The following is a 12,019-nucleotide window of genomic DNA, read 5'->3' on the forward strand; positions in this document are numbered from 1 at the left end:
GTCCTTACATTATATATGAAGATTGTATTTTTAGATAGAAAAAGTTTCTTATTTCTAAGAAACTTTTTATTTTTTAATATTGATGAGACAATCCTACAATGTCATTAATATCTTTAATTCCCATTGCATCAAGCTCATCATTTAAATCTTTAATGATTTTATCACAAGCATAAGGATCAATTAAGTTTTGACAACCAATGGCCACTGCATCAGCCCCAGCAATCATCATTTCAATAACATCTTTAGCACAACTAATACCACCCATACCAATAACAGGTATATTGACTGCTTTAGAAACTTGATGAACCATTCTTAAAGCAACCGGGAAAATAGCTGGTCCTGAATAACCACCTGTCCCATTGGCAATAATTGGTTTTCCAGTTTTTAAATTAAAACGCATACCAATTAAAGTATTAATCATCGTAATACCATCTGCTCCTGCTGCTTCTACAGCTTTTGCCATAGCGACAATATCAGTAACATTAGGTGATAATTTAACATAGACTGGTTTTTGACTCACTGCTTTCACTTTTTTAGTTAATTCTGCAGCCATCTCTGGATTCGTTCCAAATTGAATACCCCCACAATGAACATTAGGACATGAGATATTCAATTCCAAAGCACCGACCATATCATGAGTTGAAAGACGACGTGCACATTCAACATAATCATCTGGAGAGCTTCCACCAATATTAGCGATAACTTTATCATGATAAACTGGTCTTAATTTTTCTAATTCTTCATTCATAACAGCTTCAACCCCAGGGTTTTGTAAACCAATAGCATTTAATAAACCACTTGGTCCTTCAGCAATACGTGGTAAAGGATTACCATAACGGGGTTCTAAAGTTGTTCCTTTAATCATGATACTTCCTAATACGTTAATATCATAAAATTTTGTAAATTCATAACCAAATCCAAATGTTCCACTGGCAGGAATAACTGGATTTTTCATTTCTAATCCTGGTAAAGATACTCTTAAATTAGCCATTTACAATCACCTCTTCACTTACTAAAATTGGTCCTTCTACACAGATTCGTTTATAAGGTTTTGTTTTCACTTTGCATGAACATCCCATACAAGCACCAAAACCACATCCCATACGAGCTTCAAACGATAATTGCCCATGTTCTGGATAATTCATTACTAAAGCATCTAACATAGGTTCTGGTCCACATGTATAATATTGATCAAAAGTTAAGTTATTTGCTTTAATAACATCGACAACTGTTCCTTTTGTTCCTAATGATCCATCCATTGTCGCTACAAATACATCACCAAATTCTTTGAATTTATCTTGATAGAAAACATCTTTAGCACTATTAAATCCAAGGACTGTTGTAACTTCAATACCTTGTTTTTTTAATTCTTTTCCTAATTTATATAATGGTGGTGTTCCTAGTCCTCCACCAATAAGTAAGGCTTTTCCTTCTTTAATTGTAAAACCATTACCTAATCCAATTAAACAGTCTAAAGTATCACCAATTTCTTTATTTTTTAAGATTTCTGTTCCTTGTCCCACAACTTTAAAAACAATCACAATTGTTTCATCATCATAATCACTAATAGACATAGGTCTTCTTAAATAAGGTTGTAAACTATCATTAATCTTAATATTAATAAATTGTCCAGGTTGTTTAATATACTTGGCCCCATCACCTTTTAAAACCATCTCATAAACATCATCAGCAATATTTTTAATGCTTTCTATTTTCATCATTCCCTGTAAATTAGCCATAATTTCCTCCTACATTTCTTCTATCTTTCCATCAATAATACTGTATTTTAATAAACCATAGCATTCTGTATTTAAAAATGGTGTATTTTTTGCTTTAGAATACAATGATTCTTCAGTAATCATGTACTTAGCATTTAAATCAAAGATAGCGATATTAGCATCTTTTCCTACTGCTAAATCATGATCTAAACCAATCACCTTTGCTGGTTGAATTGTCATCGCTTTAATGACTGTTTCTAAGTCTAGTAAACCTTTTTTTATCAAGTATGTATACATTAAAGAAAAAGCATGCTGATTTCCAATAATACCAAATGGTGCTTGATCAATTGGTTTATTTTTTTCTTCAAAGGCATGAGGTGCATGATCTGTAGAAATACAAGATACAGTACCATCTTTAATTCCTTCAATTAAAGCATTTAAATCTTCTTTACTACGTAAAGGTGGATTCATTTTATAATTAGGATTCAAGTTCTTAATATTATCTTCTGTTAAAATCAAATGGTGAGGGCAAGCTTCACCGCTTACTGGTAATCCTTTAGCTTTAGCTTCTTTTAATGCTTGAACTGTTTCTTTAGTTGAGATATGACAAATATGATAACGATTATGAATTTTCTCAACTAATTTTAAATCTCGAGATGCTTGTTTATATTCAGAAGCATTATTAATACCAACAAGATGATTTTCTTTAGAAACTCTACCTAAATTAATACAAGCTCCTGGTTGAAGTTCACTTTCATCTTCACAATGTGCAACAATAATACTTTCATATTTTTTAGCTTCTTTCATAGCTTGTTCCATCATGTCTTGACTTTGAACGCCTTTTCCATCATCTGAAAATCCCATCACAATATCACTTTGATGATTAGCCTTAAAATCCACCAATTCTTTTCCTTTTAATCCTTTAGTAATCGCACTATAAGTATAAGTATGTATACAACTATCTTTAGCTACACGTTGTTTAAAATCTGCAATTGTTTCCATATTATCCATGCATGGTAATGTATTAGCCATCGCTACAATATGACTATAGCCACCATGTTTAGCTGATAATGTTTCTGTCTTAATCGTTCCTTTATGTTCAAATCCTGGTTCTCGTAAGTGAACATGTAAATCAACTAATCCGGGGATAACGAGTAATCCTTTTGCATCAATGGTGTGTTCACCTTCTAAATGTTTTCCTACTGCACTTATTTTTTTATCAGTAATTTCTACATCTAATGATTGAATTTTTCCTTGATAAAATACTTGTCCATTTTGAATAACTGTTTTCATAAACCCTCCTTATAAAAAAACATATCAATAACTTGATATGTTAAAAATAAATGTAAAAAGAGTGATCATTTAGAATTGTCAAAGCTACCTTTGTTTCCATCATCATCACTCTCCCTTTGTTTTTTAATATAACACATACTCGTATATCAGACAATATATAAACTTTATTGATCTTTGAATTTTTCTTTCATTGCTGTTTCTACACATGGTGGAACAAGCCCTTCTAATGAACGATGATGACTTGCCATTTCTTTAATAGCTGAAGATGAAATAAAAGAATGTGAAGGTCTTGTCATAAAAAAGACCATATCTACATCAGCATCTAAATGCTGGTTAGAAAACGCAAGCTGTAGTTCATATTCAAAATCCATAGTCGCACGTATACCACGTACCAATATTTGACTTCCTACACTTTTAGCATACTCTACTGATAACATATCAGTCGCATCAATGATGACATTGTCATACTCTTTTGTTGCTTCTTGCAATAATATTTTTCTTTCCTCTACACTAAACATTCCTTTTTTATTAGGATTTTTACATATTGTAACATAGAGTTTATCAAATACACGACTTGCTCTTTCAATAATATCTAAATGACCATTCGTAACGGGATCAAACGTACCCGTATAGACTGCTATTTTTTCTTTCATTTTTTAATCCTCTTTGTAACGATAAATATTTAAAGCTGTAATTCCATATTGATGCTTTTTAATGAGTTCTAATCCACTAATAGGCAGAAAAGTCACTTCTTTTAATTCTTCTATCATAATTAAAGCACCATCTTTCAATTCATGATTTTCTACTAATGTTTTTAAAATGCCGTCAACTAACCCTTTACCATAAGGAGGATCTAAAAATACTAAATCAAATTTAATATTTTCCTCACTAAAACGCTTTAAAGCTCGCTGATAATCCATTTTATAAACATACGCATTTTCTAATTTTAATAATGTAAAATTCTCTTTAATTGTTTTAAAAGCCTCATATTGTTTATCTACTGTATAAAGACAATCACAACCTCTAGACATTGCTTCTATACCAAGACCACCGCTACCACCAAATAAATCTAATACTGTTCCACCATTAAAATAAGGTCCTATCATATTGAACATATTTTCCTTATTACGATCTGTCGTAGGTCTCGTTAAATTTGTCTTAGGCACTTTTAATTGTCGACTTTTGTATTTTCCTGCGATTACTCTCATAAATTTATCCCCGTCATATCTAAAGAATCACTAATGCCATTAAAAACTATATGAGTAACATGCGCTAATAAATCATTTAACTCATGATAACATTGATAATAGTTTTGAATGATATCATCACTTGCCATTTGCATTTTAATATCTTTCAATTCTTTTCTAATTTTAGAATTGTCTATGTACTGATCAAACTGTTTTAACTCATTTAATTTTGATAAAACAGTTTGATATTGTATTAATAATTGATGTACATCTTCACGTTCTAAAAGTTTAGATGCTTCTATAAAATTAATATAACGTTGATCTTCTTTAATAGCACAAACAAGATTATCAATTTTTTCATTCATTTTAACATCTCCATCATTTGAATAAATAAAGATAGCTTATCTAATTTATCAATTAATTCATTATTTTGTTTTTGTTTCATTTCTTCTAACAAATCTTGATATCTTTCAGGATATCTTGATAAAACGATATACCATTGAGGATGATATCGTAAATACATATAAACATCATTTTTCGTCATACCAATGATCCTTTGCATCATTTTTACTCATTAAAGAATTAACCATATTTAATACTTTTTCAATAGACTGTAAAGAAGATGCTAAACCGTCGAAATCAATATTCTTGACAATATCCATAAAATGTAATTGATCATTTTGACGATTAAGATAAGGTTTAAAAAAATCATCTTTAGGTCCATATAAAGTATAAATTTCATAAATCTGTTGCCAAGTATATTTTTTACTTACAACATCATCTTTAATAGAAGGTATTGTTTTTAAAAAAGATTTAAATGATTCAAGATTATCCACAACTTTCACCTCATCATATTATATGTTAATAAGATGCATCGGTGCGCAGTTTATCTTTGTTATAACGAGCAATAATGGATTGACATATTCCAATCCCCATTAAAGTAGCCAGTGTTGATGATCCTCCATATGAAACGAGTAACAAAGGGACTCCTGTCATTGGTATCATTCCAGAAATTCCTCCTAAATTAACAAACAAATGTAAAAAGAAATAAGAGGCAACACCTGTTAAAATAATACGTGAACGATTATCTTGAATTTTATCAGCATATTTTAATAATCTAAAAATAATAATAGCTGTAGGAATAATAATAAACGCTAAACCTACGATTCCTAGTTCTTCATATATAATAGCACCAATAAAATCATTATGAGATTCTGATATATAGTCATATTTTTGAATAGAATTTCCAAAACCTCTACCAAATAGTTGACCATTAGCAAAAGCAATCATTGAATTTAATAATTGCCATGAATCACCATAAATATTTTCTAATGGATTAAGCCAAGTTGTAATTCTCGCTAATTGATAGCTTTGCAAAAAGAACTTTGCCACTATAAGACCAACAACAATACAAGCAATAACTGCAATCCAAATAATCTTTTTATATGTTTTATAATAAGGTCTCGTCGTAACCATAAAACAAATAAAACAAATAGCTGCTAAGATCGCAGTTGAACCAAAGTCATGCTGTACCCCTATTCCAATAATAGCTACAAATAACATCATTCCTATCGGTTTAATAACACAATCAATAAGTTTCTTTTTATAAAACTGTTTTTTTAATTCATTCGTTCTAAATTTTCCTTTAACCACAAAAGCTGCATCTGTTTCTGTTAAAAAGTAAGATAAAATTAAAATCATGGCAATCTTCATGAACTCCGCCGGTTGAATAGTTATCGGTCCTAAATGGATCCAAGCATAAGATCCTTTCGTTCTCCACAAGCGGCATACGCACATTGAAGCAATACCTATCCAATAAACGAGTAAACTCGTACGATGATTAACCCAACGATTATCAAATTTTTTTGATAAAATCATCATAGCTATAATTCCAATGACTGCATATGCAGCCTGCATTCCCATGTTTTTAAGGACAAAGTTTAAGCCCTTTGAAGAAACAGCTCCTACAGAAGCTGAACCAATCATGACAATTCCAAAACAAATTAAAACACTTACAGCACCATAAATGGTTTTATCTGCTCCTTTTTTCTTAAAAAAATTACTGAATTTTCTATTAATCTGATTCATTTTATTTTCCTAATTTAATCCAATCATTTTCAAGACTTGCTTTATATACTTGATAGATTGAATAAGATGAAACTTCTTTGAATTGTTGATCAATTTGTTTTTCTTCGCTTTTGCTTTGAACGACATTTTTAAATTGACGATAAGCTTTCATAAATTCTTCTTTACTAATTCCTTGTTCGTAAGCTTGTTCAACAGCGTTATATAATGCCATAACATCAATAATATCTTCTGTTGACCATGTATAATCTAATGGATAATTGTAATCCATAATTTCACCCCATTTCTTGAACATTATATCTTAAATAAACTAAAAAATAAACTTAATTAGGACATTATCCCTAACAAATCTCCCATTTAAGAATAATATGTACTAGAAGGAGGGATCAAGATGAACTGTGGTTGTAACTTTGCTAGCTGTAACCCATTTGGCTGCGGTGGATGTTCCTCATGTGGTAGCGCCATGCCTTTATCATCATTTGGATGCAACAGTGGATGCAGTTGGTTTGCGATTGTCTTAGTTGTATTCTTATTATTAATCATTTGTGGAAATTCAAGAATTCATCCTTAATGTATTAATATCACCTCAAAATGTGCTATAATGACCAAGTAATGAGGTGATAGTATGTTATTAATGAAAGATATTATAAATGATCAAAACAAATTAATTAGAACAATATCAAAAGAGGTATCTTTACCTCTTAGTAAAGAGGATCATGACTTATTAATGGAAATGCATGAATTCCTTGTAGCCAGTCAAGATGAAGAATTATCTGAAAAATATAATTTACGTCCTGCTGTTGGAATTGCTGCTATTCAATTAGGAATTCCTAAAAGAATGTGTGCTATTCACGTGTTAGATTATGATGAAAACGGAGAACCTACAAAATCAACTGATTATGCCTTAGTCAATCCAAAGATTGTTTCATATACTCAAAAACAATCTTATTTAAAAACTGGTGAAGCTTGTTTATCAGTAGACGAAGATGTTAAAGGTTATGTACCTCGTCATGCTAAAGTCACAATTGAAGGTTATGATGCTTTAACTGATCAAAATGTTTCTATTGTTGCTCGTGGTTTTTTAGCCATTTGTTTACAGCATGAATTAGATCATTTTGATGGCGTTCTTTATTACGACCATATTAATAAAGATTATCCATTAGTACCAATTGAAAATGCAATGGTCATTGAATAAAAACAGACTTCAAAAATTGAAGCCTGTTTTTTTATTTAATTTTCCAAATAGTCAATGATTTAGGTGGTAAGCAACTATCATGACTACCTAATAACGTTTCAAATGATTGTACATTAAAAATATCTGGACATTGGTAATTTTGATCATCTATATTTAAAGCAATAATCATTCTTTGTTCCCTAGTGGTTCTTTCAAATACAAACTGACGATTGGTAAGTACCAATTCATGATAATTGCCATGACTCAAAGCTGGATATTGATTTCTTAAAGAAATCAATTTTTTTATATAATCAGTCAGTTCATTAGCTAAAGGTTCACTGATGGCAGGTCTTAAAGCATCATCACTTCCTTGACCCTTTACTCCTTTTTGCCCCCACTCACTACCATAATAAAGACATGGTATTCCTGGTAATGTAAGAAGCATTCCAAAAATAAGTGGTAATTTGTCTAAGTCAGTTAATTGACTAGCAATTCTTGTTACATCATGATTATCAACAAAAGTAAATAAACTTTGACCTTTATACATTTCACCATAATTACGTTTTAGAGTATGTGCTATTTCAAACATATTAAGCGAATTAAAAGAAGACCATAATCCTTTAAAACCAGGATAATCAGTAATACTATCTAGATGCGCTTCACTAAACATATAACCTGCATTATCTCCTAATACTTCTCCTAGTAAAAAGAAATCTGATTTTAAATTTCGACAACGTTCTTTTAACATAGCCATAAACCATCTTGGTAAACTGTAGGCAACATCTAAACGTATACCATCAATATTAAACTCATTAATCCACATATCAACAGATTCTAATAAATAATTTTGCACTTCTGTATTATCTAGATTTAATTTTACTAATTCATAATGTCCTTCCCATCCTTCATAATAAAAGCCATCATGATAAGGTGAATCACCATCAAAAGATAAATAAAACCAATCTTTATATTGACTTTGACTATGATGTTGTAAAACATCTTTAAAAGCAAAAAAGCCCCTTCCAACATGATTAAAAACACCATCTAATACAACTTTTATAGATGCTTGATGAAATAATTCAATTAATGATTTTAAATCCTCATTTGTTCCTAGTCTTTCATCAACTTTGCGATAATCTCTTGTATCATAACCATGATGATCACTAGAAAAAACCGGATTAAAATAAACTGCTTTAATACCCAAATCCTTTAAATAAGGAATAAATGTTTGAATTTGATTTATTCTTGAAACACATTGACCATCATTATCTTGAGGTGCATTAACCATATTTAAAGGATAGATTTGATAAAATACACTATCTTGATACCACATATACGTACCTCCTATATCTATTATAACAAATTACTGACATTTATATTATGAAATATGCTATTATATAATAAACAGGAGGTGTTTTTTATGACACACAAAATCATTACTCTTACAAGAGAATATGGTTCAGGAGGAAGACTCATCGCTAAAAAAGTTGCTGAAAAATTAAATATTGCTTTTTATGATAATGAATTAATCGATGAAACAGCCAAACAACTAGGTATTGATATTGATACAATTAGAAAAGTAGCTGATAAAAAATCTTCAAGCTTTGCCTATTCTATTAATACAACACCTGCTTTGCTTCCTATTAATGACCAGGTTTATACTACACAAGCTAAAATCATTAAACATCTAGCAGATCAAGAAGATTGTATTATTGTTAATGGATGTGCTAATTATATCTTAGATGATTATCCTCAAGTGCTTAAAATCTTTGTTCATGCTCCTTTAGAATCTCGTATTCAACGTGTAGAAAATGAATATCATGAACAACATCAAGATACTAAAAAATATGTATTGAAAAAAGATAAAAATCGTAAAAATTATTATAATTACTATACAACAAATACTTGGGGTAATTTAAAAGATTATGATTTATGTATTAATAGTGATATGGGATTAGATAATATTGCTGATTTGATTGTTCAAGTTTATCAAAGTGGTAGTTTATGGCGTAAAGAAGAAGGGAAATCTTAACGATTTCCCTTTTATTTTGGCATTACATATTCAAAAACGTGTGTGCCTTTTAATAAATTCATTTTATTAAAAAGTTCTTTAACTACTTTTCGATCAATTCTACCTATTTTATGATAACGTTCTGGGTTATCAACCAAATAAAATAATTGATTATTCTTTTCATTGTATTGATCATGATAAATATCTAGGAATAAAGTATATGGCATAAGTTCAATAATTCCTTGTGTAATATCAGTAACAATACAATGCGGATGCTCTAATTCAATGTTTTGATTATCTATTAAATGATCGATGACTAAAATATCTCCAATTGCTATCATGATATATCCCCCTATTTTCTTTTATCATACTAAAATATGATAAATATTCAAGCAATATAAACATTATAATTTATAGAATTGAAAAAGTGTGTCAAATAGTGATATTGAACTCCGTTTTTAGTAATTTCAAAACCAGTTCTTTTAAATCTTTAGCATTTAAAACAATATAATCTGCCAGCTTACCTTTTTGTTTTTCTAATTTATGATTAAACCAAATCGTTTTCCAATGCGCTTTTTTAGCTCCTACAATATCAATTTCATAACCATCACCAATAAACAAACATGTTTCATGTTGAGGATTAGCGTAATCAAAAATACGTTGATCAGGTTTTTCTAAATGGACTTTCGATGAAATAATAATATTTTCTTTTAAAAACCATTTTTCTAAATGTAAAGCATCTATTTTAGCTTGTTGTTTATCTTTAGGACCATTTGTAATAATACCTAGTTCAACATGTAATACCAAGATATCAAGCAATTCTTTTATTTCAGGAATAAGTTCAATTTGTTTTTGATTTTCTTGATAACATTGTTGAAATTTATATGCAAGTTGTTCATCAATGTCATATCCTAATTGTTTTAATGGTACTTGAATACGTTGACAGTAAAATTGCTTAAACGATATTTCATGGTGTGAAGCCTTAATAAAGTTTTGATTGTTATACTGTCTGGATAATTGATAAAGACAATAAATATCTACTGGAAATGAAAAACATTGTTGGTATGCCTTTTTAAAGGGAACGTATTGACTATAAAGGGTATCATCTAAATCAAAGTATATTTTCATAAATTTCTTTAATCAGTTGCATTAAATCAGCTTGTTCATCATTATAAGGCTTATATTGTAAAGCTTCTTGATAATATTGTTTTAATGCTGGATGATTTTCTTTTTTTAATTGACTTAATAATACATAATAGAAATTGAAAGTTTTTTGAGGAAACTGTTTTTTTAATTCACCTAAATATTTATTTGATAACTCTAATGATTGACTTTTTACAAGACAATCATATAAATCACTGACTATTTCACTATATCTAAATGAAAGTTGATATGCTTGATTTAATTGAATCATTAAATCAAGTAATGAGACAATAAAATCTTGATCAGGCTGGATACTTTTTATATCTTGAAATACTCTTGTAATAAAGCCATCAATATCAATCATATAAGAATTAAAAATAACTCCTAAATGATTATTTTTTTCATAATCTTTTAAATGAATAAGTCTTTCTAAAATACTATTTGTTTCTTGAAGTAATTGAAGATAGGACATTTGACTTGATAAAATTGTTTGAATATCTGATACAAGATAAGTTTTATCAGGAACTTGATGAATATCATAATGTTCTTCTATTATTTTTTTAATAAGATAAATAAAAGCATCGTCATCAAAAACTTCATTTTTATTTCCTAAGACATCTAATTGTTGATCATATTTTTCATCATAGTATTGAACTACATCATCAATTTGATATGTCTTTTGATATTGTTTACATACATCCTCTTCTTGAATATCAATATCATTGCTAAGTAATTCCTTTTGAATACTTTGTTTTGTAAGATTTTTAAAAAGTGTTTCTTTTTCTTGTAAGTAAGTATCATAATCTTTATATGTATTTTTTGGGGTATGAATCGTTGTTTTCATATTGACTTCCTTTCTTTATAACTGATAATAATCTAAACAGCAGTTTTCTGGTAAATAGTGATATAAATCATGATTAGAAATATCATGAAAATACGTATAGATTGTTCTAACAATCCCACCATGACATACTAAAAGGACATTTTGATGAGGATATGTTTGTTTGATTTCATCTAGTAACTGATATACTCGATGGATGACTTGGAAATAAGATTCTCCTCCAGGGTAATGAAATCCATGATTCTTTTTTGTTTTTTTAAATCCTCGATTTTTATTTTTAAAGCCTTCATATTTACCAAAGTTAATTTCCTGTAAACGAGGATCAACAATAACTTGCGTACCTACAACTTGATTAATAATCGCAGCCGTTTCTTGTGCTCTTTTAAGTGGCGAAACAATAATGACATCAATTTGTTTTCCTTTTAGCTTCTTTGCTACTGCTGACGCCTGCTTTCTACCTGTATCTGTCAGTTCTACATCACTTATACCACATACTCTATTTTCAATATTATATTGCGTTTGACCATGTCTTGTCACATATAAATTCATCTTATCGCCTCACTTTGT

18 protein-coding genes are annotated in these 12,019 nt (G+C 29.4%); 3 read left to right on the forward strand and 15 right to left on the reverse strand.

The features are described from left to right. Nucleotides 1–73 precede the first annotated feature (73 nt). From DW911_RS01430 to DW911_RS01475, 10 genes are all read right to left on the reverse strand, one after another. A complete protein-coding gene (locus tag DW911_RS01430) occupies nucleotides 74–991 on the reverse strand; it encodes a dihydroorotate dehydrogenase (protein ID WP_118432130.1) in 918 nt (305 codons plus the stop codon). Further along, on the reverse strand, nucleotides 984–1,739 hold the full coding sequence (locus DW911_RS01435; RefSeq protein WP_118607373.1) for a dihydroorotate dehydrogenase electron transfer subunit: 756 nt from the start codon (nucleotides 1,737–1,739) through the stop codon (nucleotides 984–986). Before DW911_RS01435 ends, DW911_RS01430 begins: the two co-directional genes overlap by 8 nt. 9 nt (nucleotides 1,740–1,748) lie before the next feature. After that, on the reverse strand, nucleotides 1,749–3,011 hold the full coding sequence (locus DW911_RS01440; protein WP_118432134.1) for a dihydroorotase: 1,263 nt from the start codon (nucleotides 3,009–3,011) through the stop codon (nucleotides 1,749–1,751). Nucleotides 3,012–3,175: 164 nt separating this feature from the next. Next, entirely contained in the window at nucleotides 3,176–3,664 is a 489-nt protein-coding gene (coaD, locus tag DW911_RS01445; RefSeq protein WP_118432135.1) for a pantetheine-phosphate adenylyltransferase, read from the reverse strand. A gap of 3 nt (nucleotides 3,665–3,667) precedes the next feature. Continuing rightward, nucleotides 3,668–4,219, reverse strand: a complete 552-nt coding sequence (gene rsmD / locus DW911_RS01450; RefSeq protein WP_118432137.1) for a 16S rRNA (guanine(966)-N(2))-methyltransferase RsmD — start codon at nucleotides 4,217–4,219, stop codon at nucleotides 3,668–3,670. Then, nucleotides 4,216–4,563 (reverse strand): YlbF family regulator, encoded by a 348-nt coding sequence (locus tag DW911_RS01455; protein WP_118432139.1) that lies wholly within the window; start codon nucleotides 4,561–4,563, stop codon nucleotides 4,216–4,218. Before DW911_RS01455 ends, rsmD begins: the two co-directional genes overlap by 4 nt. Then, nucleotides 4,560–4,742, reverse strand: coding sequence for a YlbE-like family protein (locus DW911_RS01460; protein ID WP_118432141.1), 183 nt, complete (start codon nucleotides 4,740–4,742; stop codon nucleotides 4,560–4,562). The genes DW911_RS01455 and DW911_RS01460 overlap by 4 nt, the downstream gene beginning before the upstream one ends. Further along, nucleotides 4,729–5,034 (reverse strand): spore coat protein YlbD, encoded by a 306-nt coding sequence (gene ylbD, locus DW911_RS01465; protein ID WP_118432143.1) that lies wholly within the window; start codon nucleotides 5,032–5,034, stop codon nucleotides 4,729–4,731. Before ylbD ends, DW911_RS01460 begins: the two co-directional genes overlap by 14 nt. Nucleotides 5,035–5,059: 25 nt before the next feature. Continuing rightward, nucleotides 5,060–6,286, reverse strand: coding sequence for an FtsW/RodA/SpoVE family cell cycle protein (locus tag DW911_RS01470; RefSeq protein WP_118432145.1), 1,227 nt, complete (start codon nucleotides 6,284–6,286; stop codon nucleotides 5,060–5,062). Nucleotide 6,287: 1 nt separating this feature from the next. Then, entirely contained in the window at nucleotides 6,288–6,554 is a 267-nt protein-coding gene (locus DW911_RS01475) for a UPF0223 family protein (RefSeq protein ID WP_118432147.1), read from the reverse strand. A 120-nt stretch (nucleotides 6,555–6,674) separates the two neighbouring features. Between DW911_RS01475 and DW911_RS01480 the strand changes: the two genes are divergently transcribed. Continuing rightward, nucleotides 6,675–6,854 carry a hypothetical protein gene (locus DW911_RS01480; RefSeq protein WP_118432149.1) on the forward strand — a complete coding sequence of 60 codons (180 nt, stop codon included), beginning with the start codon at nucleotides 6,675–6,677 and terminating at the stop codon, nucleotides 6,852–6,854. A gap of 54 nt (nucleotides 6,855–6,908) precedes the next feature. Continuing rightward, a complete protein-coding gene (gene def, locus DW911_RS01485; protein ID WP_118432151.1) occupies nucleotides 6,909–7,478 on the forward strand; it encodes a peptide deformylase in 570 nt (189 codons plus the stop codon). A gap of 31 nt (nucleotides 7,479–7,509) precedes the next feature. On the opposite strand, the gene DW911_RS01490 is transcribed toward def, so the two are convergent. Beyond that, nucleotides 7,510–8,790 carry an alpha-amylase family glycosyl hydrolase gene (locus DW911_RS01490; protein WP_118432153.1) on the reverse strand — a complete coding sequence of 427 codons (1,281 nt, stop codon included), beginning with the start codon at nucleotides 8,788–8,790 and terminating at the stop codon, nucleotides 7,510–7,512. Between the two features lie 87 nt (nucleotides 8,791–8,877). Here DW911_RS01490 and DW911_RS01495 point away from each other — a divergent pair, with 87 nt between their 5' ends. Then, nucleotides 8,878–9,489, forward strand: a complete 612-nt coding sequence (locus tag DW911_RS01495; RefSeq protein WP_118432155.1) for a cytidylate kinase-like family protein — start codon at nucleotides 8,878–8,880, stop codon at nucleotides 9,487–9,489. A gap of 11 nt (nucleotides 9,490–9,500) precedes the next feature. Here DW911_RS01495 and DW911_RS01500 read toward each other — a convergent pair whose 3' ends face one another. From DW911_RS01500 to DW911_RS01515, 4 genes are all read right to left on the reverse strand, one after another. Then, entirely contained in the window at nucleotides 9,501–9,809 is a 309-nt protein-coding gene (locus tag DW911_RS01500; RefSeq protein WP_118432157.1) for a hypothetical protein, read from the reverse strand. Between the two features lie 91 nt (nucleotides 9,810–9,900). After that, nucleotides 9,901–10,596, reverse strand: coding sequence for an HAD family hydrolase (locus DW911_RS01505; RefSeq protein WP_118432159.1), 696 nt, complete (start codon nucleotides 10,594–10,596; stop codon nucleotides 9,901–9,903). Then, entirely contained in the window at nucleotides 10,580–11,455 is an 876-nt protein-coding gene (locus DW911_RS01510) for a hypothetical protein (RefSeq protein WP_118432161.1), read from the reverse strand. The genes DW911_RS01505 and DW911_RS01510 overlap by 17 nt, the downstream gene beginning before the upstream one ends. Nucleotides 11,456–11,470: 15 nt before the next feature. Continuing rightward, nucleotides 11,471–12,001, reverse strand: a complete 531-nt coding sequence (locus DW911_RS01515; protein WP_118432163.1) for a histidine phosphatase family protein — start codon at nucleotides 11,999–12,001, stop codon at nucleotides 11,471–11,473. Nucleotides 12,002–12,019 lie beyond the last annotated feature (18 nt).

This window comes from Erysipelatoclostridium sp. AM42-17 (genome assembly GCF_003480255.1).
Classification (GTDB): Bacteria; Bacillota_I; Bacilli_A; order Erysipelotrichales; family Coprobacillaceae; genus Faecalibacillus.

What these genes read in the sequence shown, in the direction of transcription:
- DW911_RS01430 (WP_118432130.1), bottom strand. Translation starts at nt 991, where the DNA reads ATGGCTAATTTAAGAGTATCTTTACCAGGATTAGAAATGAAAAATCCA.
- DW911_RS01435 (WP_118607373.1), bottom strand. Translation starts at nt 1,739, where the DNA reads ATGGCTAATTTACAGGGAATGATGAAAATAGAAAGCATTAAAAATATT.
- DW911_RS01440 (WP_118432134.1), bottom strand. Translation starts at nt 3,011, where the DNA reads ATGAAAACAGTTATTCAAAATGGACAAGTATTTTATCAAGGAAAAATT.
- coaD (WP_118432135.1), bottom strand. Translation starts at nt 3,664, where the DNA reads ATGAAAGAAAAAATAGCAGTCTATACGGGTACGTTTGATCCCGTTACG.
- rsmD (WP_118432137.1), bottom strand. Translation starts at nt 4,219, where the DNA reads ATGAGAGTAATCGCAGGAAAATACAAAAGTCGACAATTAAAAGTGCCT.
- DW911_RS01455 (WP_118432139.1), bottom strand. Translation starts at nt 4,563, where the DNA reads ATGAATGAAAAAATTGATAATCTTGTTTGTGCTATTAAAGAAGATCAA.
- DW911_RS01460 (WP_118432141.1), bottom strand. Translation starts at nt 4,742, where the DNA reads ATGACGAAAAATGATGTTTATATGTATTTACGATATCATCCTCAATGG.
- DW911_RS01470 (WP_118432145.1), bottom strand. Translation starts at nt 6,286, where the DNA reads ATGAATCAGATTAATAGAAAATTCAGTAATTTTTTTAAGAAAAAAGGA.
- DW911_RS01475 (WP_118432147.1), bottom strand. Translation starts at nt 6,554, where the DNA reads ATGGATTACAATTATCCATTAGATTATACATGGTCAACAGAAGATATT.
- DW911_RS01480 (WP_118432149.1), top strand. Translation starts at nt 6,675, where the DNA reads ATGAACTGTGGTTGTAACTTTGCTAGCTGTAACCCATTTGGCTGCGGT.
- def (WP_118432151.1), top strand. Translation starts at nt 6,909, where the DNA reads ATGTTATTAATGAAAGATATTATAAATGATCAAAACAAATTAATTAGA.
- DW911_RS01490 (WP_118432153.1), bottom strand. Translation starts at nt 8,790, where the DNA reads ATGTGGTATCAAGATAGTGTATTTTATCAAATCTATCCTTTAAATATG.
- DW911_RS01495 (WP_118432155.1), top strand. Translation starts at nt 8,878, where the DNA reads ATGACACACAAAATCATTACTCTTACAAGAGAATATGGTTCAGGAGGA.
- DW911_RS01500 (WP_118432157.1), bottom strand. Translation starts at nt 9,809, where the DNA reads ATGATAGCAATTGGAGATATTTTAGTCATCGATCATTTAATAGATAAT.
- DW911_RS01505 (WP_118432159.1), bottom strand. Translation starts at nt 10,596, where the DNA reads ATGAAAATATACTTTGATTTAGATGATACCCTTTATAGTCAATACGTT.
- DW911_RS01510 (WP_118432161.1), bottom strand. Translation starts at nt 11,455, where the DNA reads ATGAAAACAACGATTCATACCCCAAAAAATACATATAAAGATTATGAT.
- DW911_RS01515 (WP_118432163.1), bottom strand. Translation starts at nt 12,001, where the DNA reads ATGAATTTATATGTGACAAGACATGGTCAAACGCAATATAATATTGAA.